Annotated in this window: 21 protein-coding genes and 1 pseudogene; 17 read left to right on the top strand and 5 right to left on the bottom strand. The window is 63.4% G+C overall.

What is annotated here, in order from left to right; all coding sequences use genetic code 11:
• The first annotated feature begins 411 nt into the window (after positions 1 to 411).
• Together PXH83_RS22715 and PXH83_RS22720 are read left to right on the top strand one after the other, a co-directional pair.
• On the top strand, positions 412 to 1,497 hold the full coding sequence (locus PXH83_RS22715) for a DUF4236 domain-containing protein (RefSeq protein ID WP_274562371.1): 1,086 nt from the start codon (positions 412 to 414) through the stop codon (positions 1,495 to 1,497).
• A gap of 77 nt (positions 1,498 to 1,574) precedes the next feature.
• Positions 1,575 to 1,781: a hypothetical protein gene (locus PXH83_RS22720; protein ID WP_274562372.1), complete on the top strand. Its 207-nt coding sequence runs from the start codon at positions 1,575 to 1,577 to the stop codon at positions 1,779 to 1,781.
• A 575-nt stretch (positions 1,782 to 2,356) separates the two neighbouring features.
• On the opposite strand, the gene PXH83_RS22725 is transcribed toward PXH83_RS22720, so the two are convergent.
• The 4 genes and pseudogenes from PXH83_RS22725 to PXH83_RS22740 form a co-directional block, all read right to left on the bottom strand.
• On the bottom strand, positions 2,357 to 2,725 hold the full coding sequence (locus PXH83_RS22725; RefSeq protein WP_274562373.1) for a hypothetical protein: 369 nt from the start codon (positions 2,723 to 2,725) through the stop codon (positions 2,357 to 2,359).
• Between the two features lie 87 nt (positions 2,726 to 2,812).
• Positions 2,813 to 4,576 carry an HD domain-containing protein gene (locus tag PXH83_RS22730; protein WP_338054726.1) on the bottom strand — a complete coding sequence of 588 codons (1,764 nt, stop codon included), beginning with the start codon at positions 4,574 to 4,576 and terminating at the stop codon, positions 2,813 to 2,815.
• 995 nt (positions 4,577 to 5,571) lie between these two features.
• Positions 5,572 to 5,811 carry a hypothetical protein gene (locus tag PXH83_RS22735; RefSeq protein ID WP_274562993.1) on the bottom strand — a complete coding sequence of 80 codons (240 nt, stop codon included), beginning with the start codon at positions 5,809 to 5,811 and terminating at the stop codon, positions 5,572 to 5,574.
• A 60-nt stretch (positions 5,812 to 5,871) separates the two neighbouring features.
• Positions 5,872 to 5,916: pseudogene (locus PXH83_RS22740) on the bottom strand (hypothetical protein); the annotation flags it as partial.
• A gap of 413 nt (positions 5,917 to 6,329) precedes the next feature.
• Between PXH83_RS22740 and PXH83_RS22745 the strand changes: the two are divergent.
• Entirely contained in the window at positions 6,330 to 6,764 is a 435-nt protein-coding gene (locus PXH83_RS22745; RefSeq protein ID WP_274562375.1) for a hypothetical protein, read from the top strand.
• Positions 6,765 to 6,812: 48 nt separating this feature from the next.
• Here PXH83_RS22745 and PXH83_RS22750 read toward each other — a convergent pair whose 3' ends face one another.
• Entirely contained in the window at positions 6,813 to 7,955 is a 1,143-nt protein-coding gene (locus tag PXH83_RS22750) for a hypothetical protein (RefSeq protein ID WP_274562376.1), read from the bottom strand.
• Between the two features lie 171 nt (positions 7,956 to 8,126).
• Here PXH83_RS22750 and PXH83_RS22755 point away from each other — a divergent pair, with 171 nt between their 5' ends.
• From PXH83_RS22755 to PXH83_RS22820, 14 genes are all read left to right on the top strand, one after another.
• Entirely contained in the window at positions 8,127 to 8,402 is a 276-nt protein-coding gene (locus tag PXH83_RS22755; RefSeq protein ID WP_274562378.1) for a hypothetical protein, read from the top strand.
• Positions 8,399 to 8,977, top strand: a complete 579-nt coding sequence (locus tag PXH83_RS22760) for a hypothetical protein (protein WP_274562379.1) — start codon at positions 8,399 to 8,401, stop codon at positions 8,975 to 8,977. The genes PXH83_RS22755 and PXH83_RS22760 overlap by 4 nt, the downstream gene beginning before the upstream one ends.
• A complete protein-coding gene (locus PXH83_RS22765) occupies positions 8,961 to 9,137 on the top strand; it encodes a hypothetical protein (protein ID WP_274562381.1) in 177 nt (58 codons plus the stop codon). The genes PXH83_RS22760 and PXH83_RS22765 overlap by 17 nt, the downstream gene beginning before the upstream one ends.
• Before the next feature lie 322 nt (positions 9,138 to 9,459).
• The gene (locus tag PXH83_RS22770) at positions 9,460 to 11,652 is read left to right on the top strand and encodes a type IV secretory system conjugative DNA transfer family protein (protein ID WP_274562382.1); all 2,193 of its coding nucleotides are present in this window, start codon (positions 9,460 to 9,462) and stop codon (positions 11,650 to 11,652) included.
• Positions 11,649 to 12,431, top strand: a complete 783-nt coding sequence (locus PXH83_RS22775) for a replication-relaxation family protein (RefSeq protein ID WP_274562383.1) — start codon at positions 11,649 to 11,651, stop codon at positions 12,429 to 12,431. Before PXH83_RS22770 ends, PXH83_RS22775 begins: the two co-directional genes overlap by 4 nt.
• A 335-nt stretch (positions 12,432 to 12,766) precedes the next feature.
• Positions 12,767 to 13,141, top strand: coding sequence for a hypothetical protein (locus PXH83_RS22780; RefSeq protein WP_274562384.1), 375 nt, complete (start codon positions 12,767 to 12,769; stop codon positions 13,139 to 13,141).
• A gap of 16 nt (positions 13,142 to 13,157) precedes the next feature.
• A complete protein-coding gene (locus PXH83_RS22785; RefSeq protein ID WP_274562385.1) occupies positions 13,158 to 13,523 on the top strand; it encodes a hypothetical protein in 366 nt (121 codons plus the stop codon).
• A 140-nt stretch (positions 13,524 to 13,663) separates the two neighbouring features.
• Complete coding sequence (locus PXH83_RS22790; protein ID WP_274562386.1) at positions 13,664 to 14,773, top strand: GTPase; 1,110 nt, start codon at positions 13,664 to 13,666, stop codon at positions 14,771 to 14,773.
• 1,122 nt (positions 14,774 to 15,895) lie between these two features.
• Entirely contained in the window at positions 15,896 to 18,175 is a 2,280-nt protein-coding gene (locus PXH83_RS22795; RefSeq protein ID WP_274562387.1) for a TraM recognition domain-containing protein, read from the top strand.
• 219 nt (positions 18,176 to 18,394) lie between these two features.
• Positions 18,395 to 19,117 carry a replication-relaxation family protein gene (locus PXH83_RS22800; protein ID WP_274562389.1) on the top strand — a complete coding sequence of 241 codons (723 nt, stop codon included), beginning with the start codon at positions 18,395 to 18,397 and terminating at the stop codon, positions 19,115 to 19,117.
• A 64-nt stretch (positions 19,118 to 19,181) separates the two neighbouring features.
• Positions 19,182 to 19,445, top strand: a complete 264-nt coding sequence (locus tag PXH83_RS22805) for a hypothetical protein (protein ID WP_274562391.1) — start codon at positions 19,182 to 19,184, stop codon at positions 19,443 to 19,445.
• A 135-nt stretch (positions 19,446 to 19,580) separates the two neighbouring features.
• Positions 19,581 to 20,162: a hypothetical protein gene (locus tag PXH83_RS22810; protein WP_274562393.1), complete on the top strand. Its 582-nt coding sequence runs from the start codon at positions 19,581 to 19,583 to the stop codon at positions 20,160 to 20,162.
• Positions 20,163 to 20,173: 11 nt separating this feature from the next.
• A complete protein-coding gene (locus PXH83_RS22815; protein WP_274562395.1) occupies positions 20,174 to 20,401 on the top strand; it encodes a hypothetical protein in 228 nt (75 codons plus the stop codon).
• A gap of 101 nt (positions 20,402 to 20,502) precedes the next feature.
• Positions 20,503 to 21,486 (top strand): DUF932 domain-containing protein, encoded by a 984-nt coding sequence (locus PXH83_RS22820; RefSeq protein WP_274562397.1) that lies wholly within the window; start codon positions 20,503 to 20,505, stop codon positions 21,484 to 21,486.
• The last annotated feature ends 49 nt before the right edge of the window (positions 21,487 to 21,535 follow it).

The raw sequence follows: 21,535 nt of genomic DNA on the forward strand, positions 1-21,535 counted from the left end.
GCACCTGCACCAGAGTCACGACTCATTCCCCATCGCTCACCCGAGTGATCACCCCCCCGATCTCAGCCACGACGTAGCCAACACCGGGCGAAGGCGGCGTCCCTGGCGGTGTCGGCCCCCGGCCGGGCCAGGCACTGGGGCCGCTAACCCGACCATCGAGAGCACCCGAGACTCCACAGGCGAGCGCTTGACACCGTCCTAAGCACCGAGGATCGGAATCAGCTTCTCACCCACGGCTGAACACGCACCGGCCAACTGCGACGCTCAGCCGGGCCAACTCAACCGCTCACGGGCCATCTGAAGAACTCAGTCACAACCGGACGCCAGCAATCATTCGATCAGCTGCGCATTGCGTGAGCAGGCTGAGCTGGTCCAACGTGGAAGCAGGGCTAATCGCTGGGAGGTCGCGCGATGGGCTTCTCTATCAAGATCGCACCCGGGGTTCGGGTCCGCGCCTCATCCCGCGGGATCGGGGCGAGCGTAGGACCGCGAGCTGCCCGAGTGCATGTCGGTGGTGGTCGGACGGGCTTTTCCACCGGCATCGGGCCGGTCGGCTACTACACGAGCGCTGGCCGGCGGCGCGGCGGTGGAGCCCGTACAACGCTCGCCGCACTTGAGCGTCAGGCGCGAGCCGCTCAGAAAGCCGATGAGTACGACGCTGTCGCGCGGGCAGAGGCGGAACTGGTCTCCGTGCACCTGGAGGAGTTCCAGCCCGCTGTTGCTCCCGTGGTGCCAGCACCAATGCCGGTCGACGAGAAGGCACTGCGCCGCACGCTGCGACAGCAGGCCCGCGAAGGTATCTCGTGGTGGAAGTTCTCGGCTCGATCCTTGGCACGCAAACAAGCCGACGAGCGACTGCCCGCCGCCATCCAGGAAGAGACGGCGCGCCGGGCGGACGAACAGGCGGCGACTCAGACCACGGCCGATATTGAGTGGGCTCTGCTGGCCAGCGGCGACCCTCACACGGTGATCGCAGCGCTGGAGGCGGCCTTCGAGGACAACGCATCCCCAGCGGCAGCGGTCGACTGCACAGGCGCTTCGGCGACCGTAGTCATCACGATTCCGCCGCCGTCCATGGTGCCGGAGCGCAAACAGGCGACCACTCCGTCCGGTGCGCCGACGCTCCACAAGCGCACGAAGACCGAGCGGAACGACCTGTACATCCAATCGCTGGCCTCGACTGTATTGGCGACTGTAAAAGAGGCCCTGGCCGTTGCACCCAGCCTCAAGGAGGTTGCCATCCTTGTCGTGAGACAGGACCCGGCGGCGGCGCGGCCGGAGGACTACCTCGCCGCCATCTACGCTGGCCGCTTCACCCGCGATCGACTGGCAGCACGCAACTGGCAACAGGTGGACCCAGTTGCCGAGTTGCTTCTCGCGCCCAGCTCGATGCTGCATCGGCGGGGGCAAGCTGGCGAGGTGACACCGCTCAATCTCACTGCGGAGCCAGAACTCGCGGCCGTTGTGCAGCAGTTGCGGGCGAACCTGACGAGCTGATGTGGGAGCCCTCAGCATGAGGCGCGGAAGCGGTTGTTCATAGGGGCGCCGACGCCCGAGTCGTCGGGTGCACCACGGTGCAGGAGCACACCCCACCGTGGGGCTGGACCGAGCAGGAACTCTCCGAGCCAGCGCACTGCCTGTACACAACGGTGACCGATCCGGCTTACCGGGTGCACAAGCCCGGAACTCTCATCGTCCTGTGGGCCGTGGACCGAGCTGCCCACGAAGGCAAGGACTGGGTGCGGCGGGGCTGCATGTTCCCGGGGCTGGTCCGCTACTAACCAAACGCAGGGCTTCGAGCTGATGCACGAGGTTCAGCGCACCCGCAACCGCATCTACCTTCATGGCCCGCGCCGCCGAGCGGATCGCATCGCTGGAGGACATGTGCCGGCACAGCCTGTCGCGCGAATGAGGCTGCTGGCGACGTGGGCCGCGGGCCCCACCCAAGCGGACGCTCGCGTCTGTTCGGCCGGGAGCAACCCGCCCCACTCGCCTTTAGGCCACGCGCGTCGAACGTGGCCCACTTCATCGTCGACATCGAACCCTCCGGGGCGCAGGCGTTCGCTTGCTTGCTGTACAGAGGACGCCTTGTTCTGGTTGTGGTTCGCTTGCGAAGGCGAGGATGGCTGGCCGCTTACCTCCTTACGCTGCAACGAATGCGCCAGTGGTAAGCGGCGCGTGCTCCAGGTCCTGGAGCACGGCCGCGCAGACGGCGCTGTCCTCCGCCCCAGAGCGGCACTGGCCCCAGCCTGGCTAGGCTAAGAGCCCGGACACGTCAGAAATCCCCCATCCGATGAAATACGGATGGGGGATGCTCTCATCTGATCGCGGTTCGTGGCGATCAAGGGAGAGAAGGTTAGACAGGGGCGAAGGCGCGGCGATACCGTTCCTTCATTTCGATGTGGTCACGCCGAAAGCGATCAAGCATGACCCTGCCGGATTCGGTTAGCCGGAAGTACCCTCCAGGCAGTTCTTCCAGCATGCCGATCTCGATCAGGGCGTAGAAATGCCGTTCCGGCTCCCGCGTGAAGGCGCTCGGCCCGGCGAGCTGATCTTGATGGTAGATCGCAGCCGCACGGTGTCGAACCGATACGCCCCCGAACTTCTCTTCCTGCTCAACCTCCAAGATGGCTTCGCAAAGAGCATGATCGTACGCTGCCGCAGCGTTACCTTCTAGTGACCCTCGGTAATAGCCACTGATGCCAGACATCCCTCGGGCGCTCATGCGTCCTCCATGCTTCCGTGCAGGATGCGCGCCACCGTAGCAGATCAATACGATCTTGCTTTATGAGGATGTGGCTGATCGGCAGCGTCACGAACCTTCGAGGTGGCGACGCTGCTGCGCTTTGTAATTCTCCAGCAAGAGCTGGGGGAATTTGCGATTTTCGTTGGTCATCAGATTGCGCATGACAGTAGAACCTTGCCCGCGCAATCCTGGCGCCAATTCACAGTCTGGCACAACCACGAAAAATGTAAAGAGTTTGATGCGTTTGTCCTCGGCGTCGATGAGAGCATTCACGATGGGGCTCGACTCACGCAACGAGTGAAGCTCTTTCACGGAATCAACGATGCGGATATTCTTCTCTTTCTCTTTGACAGCGGCGAAAGAGCGGAACATCGTTTCCCAGAAGCCGGGCTTTCCATTTATGGGGCCAAGCTCTGTGTTGAGGGTGGTGCTGAAATCGAGCGCATTCTCTCCAACCGCATATTGTGCGACGTGGTTAAGGAGCTGCACAGCCATACTTCCCGGCAGCGCGGGGCCCGACTCCGCTCGATGAGTGTCCCCATCAGCTTGGACGAACGGACCTGTTGCCTGCTCCGCTTCTCTGTACCGCTTCGCGAAACTCGGAGTCCCCCCTACGTCAGTCTCTTTCAGGTTCAGCCAAAACTCACGTATGCCCACGCGGAGGTCTTCATCGAGGTCCTTCGCGACGGCCATGTAGTCCTCGTAGTTGTTCCAGCCGATAAAGAAGTTCTTCCGGCGATGCATGCAAGTTGAGTAGTAAGACACGAGGCGCTGCGCATACTGCTCGGGATCGCCGGAGAGTGCATTGCGCTGCAACAATTCCCGAGCCAAGAAATTTCCCTGCTTGAGCCACTCTATGGCGGCACCGTCATCGAAGATCGCCTGGAAATCGCGCGGGACCTCATCAGACCAGTCGTGGCTTGAACCAGTAACCATTCTCCCCTTCGGTGCCGGCAACCTTTCGGCCTGTGCTCCCAGTGTGTCGCTAACGGCAGGATCTCGGCGCATAACGTAATCGAGATTGGGCCGGAGCTCTGCGAAGAGGTGCGCCACCTTCTGTGCGCTCTCATCTCCTATCGCCGACTCTCCAAAGCGCTCTAGCGCCATTAGCATTTGTAGACCACGCAGCAGGAATAGGTTGGAAGCCACCACCCATGGATGGAAGAGGACCCAGCGGTAGACCTGGAGTCGCTGGATTAGGAGGGTCTCAGCGGCTGACCTACCCCGCCATCCGAGGGCAACGAATGGCGGGTTTTCTGCATTTGCTCCACCTTTCGGTGTGCATAGTTCCACTGAGTCCAACAAGCGACGATAGTCTATAGCGCCAAATTCGCTACCAGCGCGCTGGGAATCTCGCATCAAGTAGTCAAGGCGATCTACGTCGATCTCGCCGTCTATGAGCCCGTAGAGGATTTTAGTCCAGCGCCCTTCTGGGTCAGCCATCGCGTGGTTAAGTCGCTCAATGAGCGTCCGCAAGAGATCATCTTTCAGGTCGACCTCTGCAAGTATTTCTTCCACGATGATATGTCCAGCCACCTCATGGAATGCGTCTCCCTTGTATTCGCTACGCTTGGCCCAAAAACCTGGAATCAGGCTCTTTTTGTCGTCTTCTGCAAGGTATTGATCGTACAAGGGTTCAAGAGCATGTGAAAAGGGAGGGTGTCCCACATCATGCAGCAGCGCCGCGCATGCTAGGGCTTGTGTTAGAGACTCCTCCCTTCTTTCCCTCTTCGCGGCTGGCACATCCTCGTCGGCATCGAGATCTTTCCAGATGTATTCGAGAGCATCCCCGGAGGAGTTAGCCAAAAGCGCCTTCCATGCGATCTGCATGAGATGCATCGTGCCCAAAGCGTGTTCGAACCTGCTGCCTGTCATAGATGGGTAGGCGGCGGTTGCCTTAGACGTCTGGGATATCCGTCGCAGACGCTGAACAAAGGGGTGGTCGACAATCGGGAATAGCTGACTCGGTATAGTCACATACCCATACAGTGGGTCCCTGATCACCCGATCTCGTTTCTCACCCATGGCGGCTCCCAATTGACTTGGTAGTGCAAATTCATTGATCAAAAACTGTCAGCGAGCAGGCAGTCCACACTTCTGTTGGTTGCCCGCTATGAGGGTGTGTAGGAATTCCCTGGCTGAGTTCCAATTACGCTGCTCCACCCCACTCTCGACAGTGGGAAGGCCGATAAGCCAACATCTGTGCGCCGCAATGTTTGAGCTGCTTGGCGCCATGCCTCCAGGCAGCCGCTGACGGTCCGCGAGCAGGAGCCCACCAGGGCTGTCCGACGCGAGGATGGATTGAGCACCGGTATTCGCCTAGCCGCCCCAGCGCCTCACTCCCACGGTGCGCCCAGGGGGAGTCGTGGTTCAAGGGGTTGAGCGCTGAAGGAGAAGCAGATCACGTTCGGACTGGAAGTCGCGAGCGCGTGACAGGAGACACCAGCGTTGGCACTGGTCGCAGGTACATCAGCGCATGGCCAACGCCACGTCGTTGCCCGGCACAGCCTGCTGGGCTCCTTCTACCTCCAACGTTCCCACCTGACCGGCGCTGCATGGATGCACATAATCTGACCTCTTCCAGGTGGTTGGATGATTTCTAAACTTTCCATCGGATCTCGATGAATGCCGGGTTAAGCGGTAGCCCCGCCACCGCATCCGCCTGGGTGTCCGGGGTGCACGATCACCTTCTCCGCTACCAGGCGCACGACGCTGCGGCGCCACTCCAGGCTGGCTGTCTCCCAGGCTTCGCGGATGGTCCGCCGTGCTGGCATGCGGGCGGCCGCCGACTCGTCCTGGTAGTGCGCTAGAGCCTCGCGGGCTTCCTACGCGGACGCCTCGGCCATGCCTTTGGCTTGGATGTACTGGTCGCGGCTCAGCACGTCGGTGGCGTAGTCGGTGACGAGCTGGTCGAGCTTGGCCTTACGCCGATCGAACTCCTGCACCAGGCGTCGCACCTTGTCCTCGTCCACCTTGGGCGCGAGGGTGACAGCGATCTTGGGGTCATCGAAGACGTGCCAGACGGCTGCGGTCACCGGTAGCTCGACCGGCTCAGCGACGCCCAAGCTCTTGCCGCACCCGATGATCCGCCCATGGTTGTCCGTCCGCCGGCAGTGGTAGCGCAGCTGTGGCAGCTGCCCGCTCTCCCGAGTCCGGCCGTTGCCGACCATGGCGCTGCCACACCGGCCGCAGTAGATGAAGCCGGTCAGGAGGTACTTCCGGGTGCCCCCTTGCCCTTCGGATGCTCGTCAGCGTCAACGGCTTCATAGCCGACACGCGCGGGAGTACGACAAGCTCACCTCGTTCATCGCGATGAAAGGGCGGCGACCCCTTCTGCGCGCTGGAAGGTCGTATCTCACTTGGCGAGCTGCTGCGCCGCAAGAAGCGTCACCAGGTAATGGTCTTCGCTGTTTCCCTGCCCACCTGGCACCAGCTGTGAAATGAGACGGGCGGGTAAAACGCCGGCTGTTGCAATCTCCGTGAAATCGTGAAATAATCCAGAATTCCAGATCGCGCCCCTACCTTGAGTGGTAGTGGCGGTGTGGTCTGGAAATCCTAGACCGCATCGAGTGGAGGTCTGGGAATGACTACTGCTACTGACCGTCGAGAGCGACAGATCGCGTCTGACGCGAGCCCTCAGGCCAAGAAGACTTACACGACTGATGATTTCTTCGACTGCCTGCGAGGGAACCCGAGGTGGGCGCCCAAGATGCTGCCCTTTAGGGTTCGTGGTGAGTTCGTTGAGACCGACGAGGAGGAGTTTGTAACCATCCTCGTCGTGCCGACTGCCATCCGAACGATATACGACTACTACGCCGAAGGCGTCCGCGAGGAGCACGAAGCTCCGGAGTATGAGTTCGAGGGCTGGCTGGTCGGGGATTACCCGAAGAAAGTCTGGGTAGTCGGCACTCTACTGGCCAACGGTCACGTATGCCTGTATCGGCTTGAGCCGGGCGAGGAACTGGGCACGGCCTTTAGTGCCTTGACTCGACCAGTACGTACCTTGCAGGACCCGTAAGCATAATATCCCGACTCCACAGGGTCGCAACTAAGTTGCGGCCCTTTTCTATAGGTTCCTGTATCTTTCTATAAGTTCTTGTATCGCTCTGGGTGGCGGGTAGTAATCAAAGGTGAACCCTAGAAACGTGTGGGGTGTGGGCTTGTGAACCACTAGAGTGTACTCTCCTGATTTCTCGCTGTGGACTCTTGTCTTGGAGCGTTTGTCAATCCAGGGCGGCTCTTCCCTCTGGTTGTAGTAGGTGAAGACGCCTCCGCTTGGTTCAAGTTCCGGAGGGATGATGACCCGCACGGTTATGAGATCGTGTGACTCGGCGGGCCTTACCATAAGAGCGTCGTCACGCATGCCGTGCGGTTCTGTCATTTCGATTCTGTAGCCAAGCCTCCTCAGCTCGCCATGCTTAGCCCCGGGGCAACGCAGTACAACTTTCGGCAGCGTAAACTCGTCGCGCTCGAGTAGCCTTAGTTCAAAGTTTCCAGTGAATGCTTGATAGGCTATGGGATCTCTAGGATATGGGAACCGAACCATTTCAGGATCGTCTATCACCTGAGTATTCCCGGTCTTGCTCGCCCTGATAGTTCTGACCTTCTCGACGCGCTTTATGGCTAGCCTGCCATCAGAGGCGCCGCGGCCCCATGGATTCGCCACCGTGGAGATTGTGATCTCAAGCGACTCCGTGCGTCCCTCGTCGGTGACTTCGGGAGCCAGGGTAATCACGCGCCTAGCGAGAATCTCCATAAGGTCTCGGCGAGGGCTGTGTACGTCGGGGCTGCCGTAGAACGTTCTCTCGCCACATTTGATACCTAGAGCCTCAATGGCTTTCAAGTGCCGCTCCACTGCCTTGCCCAAGCCGCCTTGATGGCGGAGGTTGAAGATGAGGGCTATCGCCTCGCTCACCCGGTCGCTGGTGACTGTGACTATCTTCCTTCGGCCGGTGTGTATCGGGTATTCAGTAGGAACGCCATCGGCCTTTTGCTCACCGCGAAGGCTCTCGGTCGCGTCTCTAATCGCCGTTTCAACGGCGTGACGCCACTCGCCAATATCCTTGGGCTTAAATACCTCCATCTCGACCTGAGGCAAGGCTGCCAGTTCCCCGAAGTCGTCAGGTTGTTTGGCGTCATGGAGCCCTTTACCCGCGAAGTGGTCGAGCCGCTCTCTGATAGCGACCAGGTCTAGCTCTACGTCTTCCACAGCGCTCCTTCACAACAACAGGCCCATGGCGCGCGCCAGGTGCTTTCTTTCCACGTTCTTGCTTTGAGGGAATCCGCGTCTCTTGCGCGCGGACACCCATTGGCCGGACGGTGAACAGGACCCCAACCGCATCGGGTCTAGGTGAAAGACCAAGGGAAAGGAGCGGACGGAATGATCAAGCCGAACAACGAAGAGGGCCTGTGGTACCAGGCGCTCGCTGCCGCGCTGGACGCGGTGGAGAAGGAGTACCAGTCTCTCAAGCAGGTGTCTTCAACGCATCCGATACCGGCGCGAGGGCTGCGCGACATCGCGTCGAAGTTGACCTTCATGCGCGTCGCTGTCGAGGGAGACGAGACGGCTCTTCGCCGTCTGCGCGAGATGGAAGAGGACATTTCGTGGATGCAGCACGACACCACCCAGAGCAACTTCTGGGATGAGGCCGCATGACTACTCCATGGATACCGGCGGAGGACGGGAGCCAGGATCCCACCGCCGAGGCCCACGCAGCGCAGACGTTCGCGCTGACGTCCTGGAGCGTCGAGGAACTGGAGAAGTCCGAGCGGTTCATCGAGGACTTCGTCCTCAAGCGGCTGCACGACCTGATCGAGTCCGTCTGCCGGCGGAGTTTCAGCGACACCCGAGCTGCTGTTGTCGGACACCTCGACACGTTCGAAGCTCTACGCCCACCCCAGCGGGACATCGAGGCCGAGGACCTTGTCTCCAGCTACAGGGATCAGATCACAGCCGAGCTCGAACGGGTCGAGGAGCGGAACTGCTTCCTCTTGGCCAACCTCGCTGACTGGGAAGACGATCTTGGTGATACCGGTCTCCACGACCTCGCCGACATCGCGGCTGCCCTCCAGCACCACTGGCAGAAGGGGGACAGTTACGAACACAAGATCGAGATCATTCGGCGCGTTCTCAATGGCGAACCTCCCACACCGGCGGCCGATGAAGTGGCGCGGCGGCTGGCCGAGTTGTACAAGCAGGCCCGGGGCGAAGTCGATGACGATGAAGCCTGATCGGTTCACCGGGCGAGTCGTCCTGCTGATCGTGCTACTGATCGTCGCCCAGGGTGTCATCGTCAGCCTCGAACCCCTGATGCCCTGGGTCATCGTCTTGGTGGTGGTCGGGGGCGGGGCGACGATAACCGTCCTCGTCCTCAGCCGCCGACGGTGGTGAGGCGCCCTGGACGAAATCGTGGCCGACCTTGTGCTCCGTTCTCGGGCAGCTCAGGGCCTACCACCCAAGGCCCTCGATCAAGCAATCATCGCGCGCCTGGCCACCTTGATCGCTGTGGCCCGCGAGACCGAGCGAACACGTCAGACCGAACGCTCGGGGCAGGTCGACGACCGGCCGGACACCGAGTCAGGCGGGATCACCGCCCCCAGCACCACGCCGCCAGCCTCATGACCTGACGGCACACCTTGCGCGCCGGAGCGACAGCTGCGTTCCGGCGTCTTTTCATCTCTGCCCCACCCCGACACGAAGGAGCAACCCTGTCATGCCCGAGCACCAGACCCATCAGGAAACCCCTGCCCGCCGTACCTACGTTCTGAGCTTCCCGAAGAGCCTCCGACACGATGCCGTGCTGAACTTCTTCCGCGCCCTAGCCGGCCCGCTACGACCATCGCTCCTAGATCAGGACGCGACCGTCGCCATCGAGCTCTATGGGGACAAGAAGGGGATCCAGCTGTTCCTCAGCCTTGATCCGCAGGTTACGGAGGCGGTCGACCACGCGCTGCTGACGCACCTGCCTGGCGCGACCATGAGTCGGGTGGACGAGGCGGACGACCCCATCACGACCACGCGCTGGACTCGTGTCATCGAGGTCGGGACCACGAATCCGCACGCCCCGCTGCGGATCGCTTCCCCTGCTGCCGTCACCGCTGGCCTTCTGTCGTGCTTCACGCGCCTCGAAGCCGGGGAGGCGCTGGCTCAGCAGTTTGTAGTGACAGGTGCCCGACCCTACGGCGAGCCGCCAGGGCCACGACTGTGGCCGCCGGGACGAGCCGTCGACCGGGATGCCTTCAAACGCAAGCAGGCCGACGTCACCTTCCTAGCTATCGGCCGAATGGCAGCCACCGGACCCAACCCGTCGGCCTTGCTGGCTCGGCTCCAGGCTCACTACGGCAGCCTGCGGACCCATGGTGTCAGCGTGCGGAAGCGCCTGGCCCGGTCGTCAGCGGCGCGACGACGACTTCAGCTGCGCGCCGGGGCCTGGGCCTACCCCGCCACCTTGTCCGCCGAGGAGCTAACGGCCGTAATCGGCTGGCCCTTCGGCGTGCCGTCGCCGTATGTGCCGGGTCTGCCATCCAGTGGTACGCGGCAGTTGGCCCCAGAACATGCGATACCCAAGGCTGGGGCGGTGTTCGCAATGAGCACGTTTCCGGGTGCTGAGCGGCCCTTGGCGATCTCGACCGAAGACAGGGCGGCGCACACCCTGGTGGTCGGGCCGACTGGCACCGGTAAATCCACATTGATCGAAAACCTCATCAGCCAAGACATCGCCGCCGATCGTGGAGTGATCTTCGTAGACCCGAAAGGGGACGCCGTTTCGAGGGTCCTGGACGCCATTCCGCGTGAGCGCTTGGCCGATGTGGTGGTCTTCGACGTGACGGACGAGCAGCCCATCGGCTTGAACGTCCTTGCTGGAGAGCGGCCCGACCGCATCGCCGGCCAACTCATGCTGATCTTCGACCAGCTGTTTGAGCTCTCACGCAACACGCCGCGCGCCTTCGATGTCCTCCGAAACACGCTGATGACCTTGGCCATGCGCGGCCGGACCGTCATCGAGGTGCCCTGGGCCTTGGCTCCCGGCCCGCGCGGGCAAGCCTTCCGCGACTTCCTGACCGCCGCGCTGGACCACGACGAACTGCGCGAATTCTGGCGGTGGTTCAACCACCTGAGTACCCGCGAGCAGGCCGAAACCGGCGCACCCATCACCCGGCGGCTGCGACCGCTGCTGCTATACCCGGAACTGCGCTGCACCTTTGGTCAGTTGGGGCCGGGCCTGGACCTGGGTCAGGCCATCCGGGAGCGGCAGATCGTGCTGGTGCCGCTGTACCGGGCCCAGCTCCATGAGGAGGCCAATCTCGTCGGCACGCTGCTCCTCAACCAGCTGTGGAACACCGTCCAAAGCACCGAACTGGTCGACCAATTCTCCCTGTACGTCGATGAGTTCAAGGACGTGGCTCATCTGGCGGTGTCCTTCGGTGATCTGCTGGCCAAGGCTCGCGGTCACCGGCTGCCCATCACCCTGGCGACCCAAGATGTCAGCCGCCTGTCGGAGGGCCTGCGCAAGGATGTCCTCAACAACACCCGGACCAAGATCTTCTTTCAACCGGCTGGCTCGGACCTGTCGATCCTGACCCGCGAGCTGGGCGGCTGGGTGTCTGAGGACGACCTCGCCAATCTTGGTTCACGCGAGATTGTCGCTCGCGTGAACGTGGGCGGTGCCGCCCTGCCACCGGTGACGGGCCGGACCTTGCCGCCGCCTCCGCCGGTGGGGTTGGGTAACGCGGCTCGGGCCGCTTCTCGTGCCCGCTACGGCCGTCCTCGTGACGAGGTGGAAGCCGAGATACGTCAGCGTCTGCGCGCGGCCACCGGCGGCGTTCGGCAGCCGACAGCCGCGCCGGCCCCTCCCTTGCCACCGCAGCCGCCAGAGGAGATCGGCTGGGAGGAGTGGGAGCTGTGAGCATCACGAACCGGTACTTGAACCAGCTGGGGCCGCAGCTGACCGAACGCGACCTGTCCATCATCCACGAGGTCGGCCGCTTCAAGCTGCTGACTGGCGGCCAGCTGGAACGGTTGTTCTTCGCCGACTGTTCTGACACCAGTCGGGCCCGCAACCGCCAAGCGGTGCTGCGGCGGCTGACCGGCCACCGGGTGCTGGCTCGGGTCGGTCAGCGGCGAGTCGGTGGAGCCCAGCGCGGTTCAGCCTCGTATTTCTACACGCTGGACGTGGCCGGACAGCACCTGGCTCAGGGCACCAGTGGCCGACCGCGCCGGCCCTACTCCTGGTACGAGCCCACCGCCGCCCACTTCTTGGCCGTGGCGGAGCTGTACGTGACGCTCACCGAGGGCGCCCGCAGTGGCAGCTTCGCTCTGCTCGACTTCCAGCCCGAGCCGTACTGCTGGCGGACCTTCGGCCACCGCATCCTCAAGCCCGACGCGTTCGCCCAGCTCGGGGTCGTCTATCCCGACGGCCGCCGTCGTAAGGGCAGCTTCTTCGTTGAGGTCGACCGGGCCAACCAGTACGGGGCCAAGATCGAGACCAAGCTGCCGCAGTACCTGGCCTACTACCAGCATCACCGCCAGGCGCAGCCGGAGCAGAGCTTCCCCCGCGTTGTTTTCTTCGCTCCGCACGAGCAGCGCATGAGGTACCTGCGCCGACTCATCGCGGAACGGCCGGACGCGCGTCACCTGTTCGCTGTGGGATCGCTGGATGACCCACTTGCCGTTCTGCTGAGCTGAAAGCAGCTCTCGTGCACGGCTTTGAAGGCTCTCGGGCTTGAATCAGCGGCCACCGCTGCTGACGCCCGACACCTGCTCTCCCTTGGGTTGTCGGATGAGCCGATTCGGTCATTGCTGTCGCCTGGCACCGTTTGACCCACGCATAACTCTGATCAGCGCATAAGCGCAAGAATCTGCCTGAGGCGTGCGCTCAGCGCACCGGGGGGTTCCGAGTGCGCCGATGACAGTCAGCCACCAGCGCGAGTAGCGTCCCCGGCCAGTAGCTGGGCGAGACACCGCGTGTCGCCGCCCCTTGGCTGCTGGGGTAAGGAAGTAACCGGGGGGAACGAAAGCCAATGAGCGACCACAACCGTCGGCAAGCCTCTGGGAACAATCAGAGCCCCGGACGCCGACCCGACAATCGGCGCGCGACAGGGCATCTGAGAGACAGGGTGGCTCGGGAATTTTCTGACGCGGCGACACGCGGGCTCGATGGTGTCCCGATCGCCGACGAGGCTCGGCCGACCTACCACCAATTCATCCTCACGGGCTTCGACGAGCTGATGGCGCATGAAGACGCCGAAGCCCGACTACCCGTAGCGACAGGACGACTTGAACGCTTCACGGGCGAGCTGGCCAGCGAGACGCGTGGCAGAAGTCTTGCCGCAGTCACCTTGGCCGTGTTCGTCACGATCAAGGACCGCACCTGCCCACTGTGGCCGTTCTGCTAAGGCGAGGAAGACCGATATGGCGGCGTCAGAGGAAGCAGGGGAAGAGCGGCGGAAGCTGGCCCTGGCCGCGGCATCGGAGACAAGTAAGCACGTCCTCACACTGACGACCGTCGTGGTCACCATCACGATCAGCTTCGCGAAGGACATCGCCGGTGACGCGGCGGCGGCGGACCTTTTGTGGCTCAAGCTGGCCTGGCTGGCGCACGCCATTTCGGTTCTGGCCGGAGTGGGCACGCTGCTGGCTCTGGCCGGCACGGTCAGCGAGGGCGACGACACGAGATCGATCTACTCGACGAACATCCGGTTGCCAGCCGCTACCCAGATGGCCTTCTTCGGCCTCGGCCTCGGCCTCGTGGTGCTCTTCGGCGTTCTGGCCACGTAGCTCAGCCGACCCCTCTATACCGCGCCCTGCAATCACTGCTGCACACGTCGCTTCGTCGCCATACCTGGCCTACGAGCAGCACCAAACACAGACCAGAGCGAAGTGATACCACCCCAAATCCGCCCAGGGAGGGACTCACCATGAACACTGAAGCGCCCAACCAAGATTTCGACATCGCAGCCGTCTTTCAGGAGGGGCTCCTCCAGGCGCAGCAAGAAGAAGCCATGCTCAACATCATGCTGGCGGGCCGACCGGGAGTAGGGAAAAGTACCCTGGTTAACGCCATCTTCGGCCAGTCTATTGCCCCGGTCGGCACCGGAGCGCCCGTAACCAAGGAGATCAAGCGATACCGTCGGCCTAATGTGCCGGTAACGGTGTATGACACGCCTGGTTTTGAATTGGGAAAGAGCGCGACAGAAGTGGCTGACTACTTCCTGGGCCAGATCAAGACACAAGTAACAGCCGAAGGATCTGAGATCCATTTCGCTCTTTTTTGCAGTCTAGCCGCCAGTAAGAGGGTCGAGCCTTTCGAGGCTGACCTGATCAGGTCTCTAGCGGCGGAAGTTCACACGGCCTTCGTCTTGACTCAGTGTCTCGACAAGGAGGCGAAAGAGGTCACGGAGCTTCGGGCGCACATTGATTCTCTACGGCTCCCTATCCTGGGGGGACAGCCCTTCCCGGTGCTGGCTGAGGAAATGATGGTTAAGATCGCTGGTCAGAGCATTTTGGTCAAGCCGTTTGGCCTTGGTGAGCTAATTAGCGCTCTAGCTCTGGTGCTGCCGGAGGCGCAAAAACGCACCCTCGCCAGCCGGCAGCGAGTAAACCTTGATCTGAAGGTAACGGAAGCGAATAGCATCGTAGCGGTAGCCGCGTTAAAGGCGGCTGCCATCGCTGCCGTGCCCATCCCGTTCTACGACATCGCCCCGCTGAGCGCGCTCCAGGTGAGGATGTTCGCCCAGATCACGACGGTGATGGGGTTTACGGTGGAGCCCAAGTCTTTGGCTGCGGCCTGTGCGGCCGTTATCGGAGCGGGAACGGCAGCCAGGTCGGCAGCTAGCTTGCTGAAAGTCGTCTTCCCTCTCGTTGGGGGTGCCGTAAACGCCAGTATTGCCGGTTCGACAACGTACGCGATGGGCACTGCCTACATCAAGGCGTGTGAGGGGCTGTTGAGGGCTCAGATCGCCGGGGTGCCAATTGATCAGAAGGACGTCATCGGCGCGTTGGTCAGGGAATGGAAGAAGGCCCGCTGACCATTGCTCCAGCCGCCGGTGCTTTTCCCGTCGCCGCTGTGGTCGTCAGTGAGCGGAACCGTCTTGACGGCGAAGCCCCATGACCGCGTTGCACGTGCTGGCAGCACATCCGGAGAGGTCCCCGAAGAGGCGCTGGCCTCTACGCGTCGGCCTACGCCTCGGGCTACGCGTCGAACACGGCCAATGGTGGCCTGACCTGCTCAGACGCCCCATTCTGCCGCGGACAACCTTCGGTCCTCCCGCTAACTACTCGCCGATCGTCAGCCAGTCGTCGCCTTGCCATCAAGGTCGTTCGTCCTCCCCTCCGCTCATCATCGGCTGTCGGGTGCGGGCGCTCCACCTTGGACGGCAGCTCCTACTGGCTCGTATCGGTCTCGTAGTTAGCGGGAGGACCAGACATGGCCCGATATGTGAATAGGGAAACAGGCGAGATTACTGAGATCACCGACGTAGCGCGGTTTGGCAGGTTGCAAGTCCTGCTCCTACGGCAAAGTAAACCGGTCTCGAATTTGTGGCACAAACGCCCGGCTCCGACCACCGATCTGGTGCGATTTCGCAAGGTGCAAGACCGGTGCGTACAGGACAGCCAACCCGTCTGGAAGCTGCGACAACGGGACAGTCGGCGTAAGGCCCGCAACAGGTGGCTTCGGGGACTGATAAACCACTTCGGTCCACTGGTCATCTGGGCCGGAGTAGCGGCCATCATTCTCGTCACTCGCTAACGCACCACACCAACTAACGGAGGACTCCACGAATGGGTCGGACCACCGGCCCCGCCCAAGCAAGGCCCTTGACAGGAGGGTCGCCATTTCGGACGGCCTGAGCGGAAAATTCGTATCTGGACGGCCCCCTCGAATGGCTTGGCTCTGCCGGTCACTGAAAGGCGGATAAACGCTTGGCCGATCCACAAAGGTATTGACTTTTTGATCATGGTGTGCTATAAGAGATAGGCAATCTTTGCTTGCCCAAGCTTTTTTGCAAGCCCGCCTCCCGCTGCCGCCATCCTGGCCGCGCGGTAGGTAACGCAGTCGCCCGTCGCTCTAGCGGCTGCATTTATGTCCGGATTCTCGGTCCGTAAGGTCCCTCGTTCGCGCCCTCCATTAACCAAACTGGAGGCCGCCTGTGGGTGACACAACTTCGCTTGTCGCAAGCGCCGCGCTCCTTAGCGCCACCATTGGAATCATCCTTCTTCTCCGCTATCGCGATCAGCTGCACCGAGACACCGGACGTTTGACGTACCGACTCGACTTTCCACGTGATCTGTCTTCTGGGCAGGCCAAGGCCTTCATGTACGTCCTCTCACGGCTTCGTCCGTCGCGAGGATGGCTGTTCGGCCGCGACAGCGTGGTTTTCGAGTGGGTCGGTCGTCCCGGCGTGATCGAGCACCGATTACGAGTGCCTCAAGCCCAAGCCGACGTGCTGCTCCGGCAGCTGCGCGGCATCGTGCCCAACCTGCGCACCACGCCCGTCCCCAATCCAGTTCTGCCACCGGCCACCTGGCTTCGCCGTATCCGCCTGACCACGACGGCCCGACCGTTACGGACCGACACGTCCGCCGGTTTCGCGGTGGCCCTGCTCAGTACGCTCCAGCCGCTCGGTGCGGAGGAGACACTGCTGTACCAGCTGGTGGTCTATCCCGTCCGGACGCCTCGGGCCGTTAGTTCCCGCCCTCACCGATCCCAGGTCTTACCGCCTTGGCTGCATCGGCTGGGGCAACTCCTGACGGCCGCTCCGCCGCCCATGACGGACCGGCAAGCCTTGGCCGAGTTCCGCGCCAAAGTGGCCGAGCCGTGGGTGGCTGTGGTGGGTCGGGTTGGGGCTAGCGCCGCCGACCGACCCCGCGCCCATTTCCTCGTGGGTCGGCTCATGGCCACGCTCCACCAGCTCGACCGGGACGGCGCGGCCCTGGTGCCCCGCTGGTTACCTCGTCGCGCGGCTTACTGGCTGGCCCGAGCCGCCACCGGTATGACCGTCGCCCCCGTCTACGTCAACGCCGAGGAGGCGGCCACGCTGCTGGCCTGGCCGTTGGCTGGTCCGACCGTCCCCGGCCTGAGTCTCAAAGGCGGTCCGGTCTTTCCGCCGACGCCGGAGGTGCCCACCACCGGACGTGTCCTGGGTATCGCGACCTACCCCGGTCTGGAGCGCCCAGTCGCAGTGACGCCCACGGACGCCCTGCACCAGTTAGTAACCGGCCCGACAGGCTCCGGCAAAAGCACGTTGCTGCTAGGTGAGATCACCCAGGACCTTCAAGCTGGCCGCGGCGTCATCCTGATCGACCCTGGTGGTGACCTTGCTCGTGAGGCGGCTGACCGCATCCCCCCACACCGCGCCGGCGACCTGATTTACATCGACCTGGCCGACCCGACTCCTGTCGGGGTCAATCCGCTGGACTGCGCGCCGGCAGACGCCGAGCTGGTCGCCGACCAGATGCTGGAGCTGATCCGGGCCAACGCTGACAGTTGGGGCCCACGGCTGGAGGAAGTCCTGCGCGCCGCCCTCGTCTTACTGGCCGCCAGTCCCGGCATGACGCTGGTGGAACTGCCGGCCGTCCTCTTGGACGAACCCTTCCGAGCTGCCTTGCTGGCCCGTCTCGACCCAACCTTCGCCCCGACCGTGGGAGCTTTCTTCTCTCGCTTCGACGACTGGAGCGAAGGCGAACGGGAGCAAGCCGTCTCGGCCGTGCTCAACAAAGTCTCGCCCCTGACCGACCGTCGCCGACTGCGCGCCATGTTGGGTCAAGCTCACCCGAGCTGGACCATGCAACAGGTCGTTGACCAGGGGCAGATCCTGCTGGTGGCGCTGCCGTCCGGCCTGGCTGGCTCGTACGCCGTTGACCTGGTGGGCGGGATGCTCGTTCGCCTGGTCTGGAACGCCGTCCAGCGCCGCGCCGCCACCGTCCGCCAGCAGCGGCGACCCGTCACCCTCTACATCGACGAAGCCGCTCGCTTCCTACGCTCCGGCGCTGACCTGGCCGACATGCTGGCTCGGGCGCGCGGCCACGGGCTGGAAGTGGTGGCCGCCTTGCAGCACCTGGCCCAAGCGCCGCCCCGGTTGCGCGCAGCGCTCTTGAGCGAAGCCCGCACCAAGGTCGCCTTGCAGCCCACCAGCGATGACGCGGTCACCTTGGCCCGGGCCTTCGGGCCACTGGTCAAACCGGATGACCTGCTGACGCTGGAGCCGCGTACGGCCATCGCGGTTGTGGCCACGGCTGGCAACGTCAGTCCACCGGTCACGATTGCCACCAGCCCGCCGCCACCGACCACCGGCTCCGGCCCGGTTGCTCGGGCCGCCTCGCGCTCGTCGTACGGCCGCACCCTGACTGAGGTGGAGCAGGAAATCGCCTCTCGTCGCGGCCTGTCCTGGGCCACGACCGACGCACGGGTGTCGAAGCCAGGGCTGTAGGAGCGGTGTCGCGAAACCTGTCGCGACTCGTCACCACTTCGACGCCGGTTGTATCTGGCAAACCCCAAATCATGCGTATGAAAAGTATGCGTTTATCCCCACCCCATTTACTAAGAACGGAGGTCCGCCATAGCTCCTGCTGCTCATCAGCCCTTAGTTCTCAGCCGCTTACAGCGGATCGAAGCCAGTCTCACCCCGCGCGAACGCACCGTCCTGGAAGTGCTCGGGACCATCAAGGTAGCCACCACCAACCACATCGCTCAGGTGGTCTTCGCCGACCACGTGCCCGTCACCGCTCAGCGTCTCGCGCAACGTCACTTGCAGCGTCTGACTCGGTTCGGTTTGGTGCACCGCTTCGACAACGTGTCCCAGGAGCACCGCCGCCGGGGCGCCTCCGGCTTTGTCCACGGACCGACCAGCGCTGGCCTGCGCCTGGTGGGCCGCGAGCCGCACCGCGGTCAGCGCAAAGCCTGGCAGCCGACTCCGGCCCGGATTGACCACTGGCTAGCCATTACTGACCTCTACGTCTGCCTGGCCGTCGACGCTCGGGCGGGCGGCCCCATCATCCGGGAGTTCCTGGTCGAGGGGGAGGCCAAGCGAACCTTTCGTGACGCGAGCCTGCGCCAGCGCTTCATCTATCCCGATGTGTTGGTGCGGCTCCTGCACGACGGTCTGGAGCTGTCCTGGTTCGTTGAAATCGACCGGGGGAGCGAGGGGCTGTTGCCCATCGCTCAGAAGTGCCGGGCGTACCGCGCCTACGAGCTCTCCGGTCTGGAGCAGGCCCAGCACGCCGTCTTCCCGGGAGTCCTGTTCGTCGTTCCCGACGAGCACCGAGCCCGTCGCCTGGGTGGCGTCATTGCCGCCCAACCAGCCAGCGCCCGCGGTCTGTTCCAGGTGGCGAGGCAGTCCGACGCGCTGGCGGCGCTGCGTACTCCGACGTGAGTCGCACGGCGGGCTCCCTCGCCGTTCAGTCCCACCCGTGACCTCAACAAGAAAGGAGACCGCATTGCCAACCAACGCCACCGACATTGCTGCCTATCAATACCTTGACCAGACCGTTTGCCCCCAATGCACCAAAGACGTGCTGACCCCGTTTGAGCTGGTGGGCGACCCGGATCGCAGCACCGAAGACGTCCTCAACGACATGGCTCAGCGCTGGCGCATCGACCGTCACGCGGACGATTTCAGCTCCGAGGACTTCCCTAAGCCGATTTACGCGCCCGACCTGATCCCCGGTGAGTCCTGCTTCGTCTGCGGCACCAAGCTCTGACTTCGGTCATGGCGGACGCCCACCTGACCAGCCGGATTTGGGCGACCGGCTGGTCGGGCGGGCGTCTGCCCGGGGCGACTGAGCGCTTAAGCCTCACACCGAAATTGAGCGCTTGTTCTTTGAAGGGAGTCAGCCATGGAGCTGACCACTGAGGTGCTGCGGACCATGCCGCCGCAGGACCTGGCCACCCACCTGCCCGCCGTGGTGGGCATGGGTGATGGCATTGGCGTCATTCTCCGCCTGGTCGACACCGACCTGCTGGAGGTGTTCTACGCCGGTGGCTTCACCGCCATTGGCACCCGGGTACTGGAGATCCAGCCGGTGCCGGACCGCGATCAGCAGCTGGACGCCATGCGGACGGCCACCGAAGCCCTGACCATCTGCCGCCGGGTGGCGCTGGAGCAGCACGCCGAACAGCGTGACGTCCATGCTTCCCAACTGGCGGACATCCGGGAGTACGCCATCGAGGCCCATGAAGACGGCAGCATCTGCCGGGACGGTCTGGACAGCTTCCTCAGCCGGTTCGACCTCACGCCGTACTGCGCGCGGGTCAAGGTGATCTACACCATCACCGGCAGCTACGAGGCTGACCGGACCAACGAAATCGCTGCCCAGCAGGACGCCGAGCTGCACCTGACACCCGACCTGTCGGCCCTGGACGATGTGGATGACTACACCATCCAGTACGACGTCGCCGTCGAGGTCGAGGAGCTCTAAGGAGCGCGGCCATGACGTGGATTCCCGACGGACTGGCCGAGGCCTTCGCCGCGGCCTGGACCGACGACATCCTCGTGCGTGACCTGGCCAGTCGGCTCACCTGCATTGAGGTGGAACTGCTGGCCACCGTCCTCAGAGTCTGTGGCGGTGCCCCGGAGTACGGCGACGACTGGATCGGCGCTCACGCCGAGACCGACCAGCCGGGCGACCAGCACTACCGCGGCCCGGCCGCCGCCTGACAGCACCTTTACCAACCACCCACGTACCAACGGGCCCCCGGCGCAATCCAGCGCCGGGTGCTCCCTTCCCATGTCCACCACCACCTGGAAGGGGCGCCTCCATGCCCGCCAATGTGGAATCGATGTTCTCCGTCAGGGAAATGCCCTGGCACCGCGAGGGGTTGGTCCTCGACCAGCACCCGACTACCTGGGACGAGGCTCGCCGCCTGGCTGGCCTGACCTGGGACCCCATTACTGAGCCCGTCTACGAGCTGAGTGGCGTCGACGAGGCCGGCCAACCGCTGTACGCCCCCATTGAGGGTTGGCAGCGCATCGCTCGGTCCGACACCAGCGCCACGCTGTGGATCAACCGGGAAACGTACGCCGTTATCGATCACGGCGAGATGGGCGAGCTGGTGGAAGCCGTCCTGGCCCAGCCCAACGTCCAGTGGGAAACCGCTGGCGTTTTGGACCAAGGCCGCTCGGTCTGGTGCCTGGCCCTGCTGGACGAACCAATCCAGCTGCCCGGCGACGACACCGTCACCTTGCCGTACCTGGCCATCACCAACCGGCACGGCCAACCCGGTGGCTGCACCCTGCGGGCCACCGCCGTTCGCATCGTCTGCGGCAACACCTTCCGCGCCGCCGAGCTGGAAGGCGACCGCACCGGTACGACCTTCTCGTTCATCCACAAGCGGGGCTGGCGCAACCGCCTGGAAGAAGCCCGCCAGGCCGTCACCGGCGCTCGCGCTGAGATGCGGGCCTACGAGGAGCTGGCCCGTGAACTGCTGGCGCTGCCCATCTCTACCCGGCAACGTGAGCTGTTCATAGCCGAGTTCATTCCCATGCCGCCGGATGGACTGGTGACTGACCGCGTCGCCAGAAACGTTGAGGAGGCGCGAAAGGCCATCCGAGACATTCTGGCGTCCCCAACGTCGGTTTCGGTCTCACACACGGCCTACGGGCTCGTACAGGCCGCAGGCGAGTACCTGGATCACGTCCGCCGCTCCCGCACCTGGGAGACCAAACTCAACCGCACGCTCATCCGGCCCGAGCCGCTGAAGGCTCAGGCGCTGAAGTTGGTACGGGAGGTGGTGCGGGTCTGACGAGCATCTGATAACCCCTACTACGCCCGGATCGGCTTCTGCCGATCCG

The sequence above is a fragment of the Streptomyces spiramyceticus genome (assembly GCF_028807635.1).
Lineage (GTDB): Bacteria > Actinomycetota > Actinomycetes > Streptomycetales > Streptomycetaceae > Streptomyces > Streptomyces spiramyceticus.

What these genes read in the sequence shown, in the direction of transcription:
- PXH83_RS22785 (WP_274562385.1), top strand. Translation starts at nt 13,158, where the DNA reads ATGGCGGCGTCAGAGGAAGCAGGGGAAGAGCGGCGGAAGCTGGCCCTG.
- PXH83_RS22745 (WP_274562375.1), top strand. Translation starts at nt 6,330, where the DNA reads ATGACTACTGCTACTGACCGTCGAGAGCGACAGATCGCGTCTGACGCG.
- PXH83_RS22725 (WP_274562373.1), bottom strand. Translation starts at nt 2,725, where the DNA reads ATGAGCGCCCGAGGGATGTCTGGCATCAGTGGCTATTACCGAGGGTCA.
- PXH83_RS22820 (WP_274562397.1), top strand. Translation starts at nt 20,503, where the DNA reads ATGCCCGCCAATGTGGAATCGATGTTCTCCGTCAGGGAAATGCCCTGG.
- PXH83_RS22760 (WP_274562379.1), top strand. Translation starts at nt 8,399, where the DNA reads ATGACTACTCCATGGATACCGGCGGAGGACGGGAGCCAGGATCCCACC.
- PXH83_RS22770 (WP_274562382.1), top strand. Translation starts at nt 9,460, where the DNA reads ATGCCCGAGCACCAGACCCATCAGGAAACCCCTGCCCGCCGTACCTAC.
- PXH83_RS22780 (WP_274562384.1), top strand. Translation starts at nt 12,767, where the DNA reads ATGAGCGACCACAACCGTCGGCAAGCCTCTGGGAACAATCAGAGCCCC.
- PXH83_RS22810 (WP_274562393.1), top strand. Translation starts at nt 19,581, where the DNA reads ATGGAGCTGACCACTGAGGTGCTGCGGACCATGCCGCCGCAGGACCTG.
- PXH83_RS22715 (WP_274562371.1), top strand. Translation starts at nt 412, where the DNA reads ATGGGCTTCTCTATCAAGATCGCACCCGGGGTTCGGGTCCGCGCCTCA.
- PXH83_RS22730 (WP_338054726.1), bottom strand. Translation starts at nt 4,576, where the DNA reads ATGCAGATCGCATGGAAGGCGCTTTTGGCTAACTCCTCCGGGGATGCT.
- PXH83_RS22815 (WP_274562395.1), top strand. Translation starts at nt 20,174, where the DNA reads ATGACGTGGATTCCCGACGGACTGGCCGAGGCCTTCGCCGCGGCCTGG.
- PXH83_RS22755 (WP_274562378.1), top strand. Translation starts at nt 8,127, where the DNA reads ATGATCAAGCCGAACAACGAAGAGGGCCTGTGGTACCAGGCGCTCGCT.
- PXH83_RS22790 (WP_274562386.1), top strand. Translation starts at nt 13,664, where the DNA reads ATGAACACTGAAGCGCCCAACCAAGATTTCGACATCGCAGCCGTCTTT.
- PXH83_RS22765 (WP_274562381.1), top strand. Translation starts at nt 8,961, where the DNA reads ATGACGATGAAGCCTGATCGGTTCACCGGGCGAGTCGTCCTGCTGATC.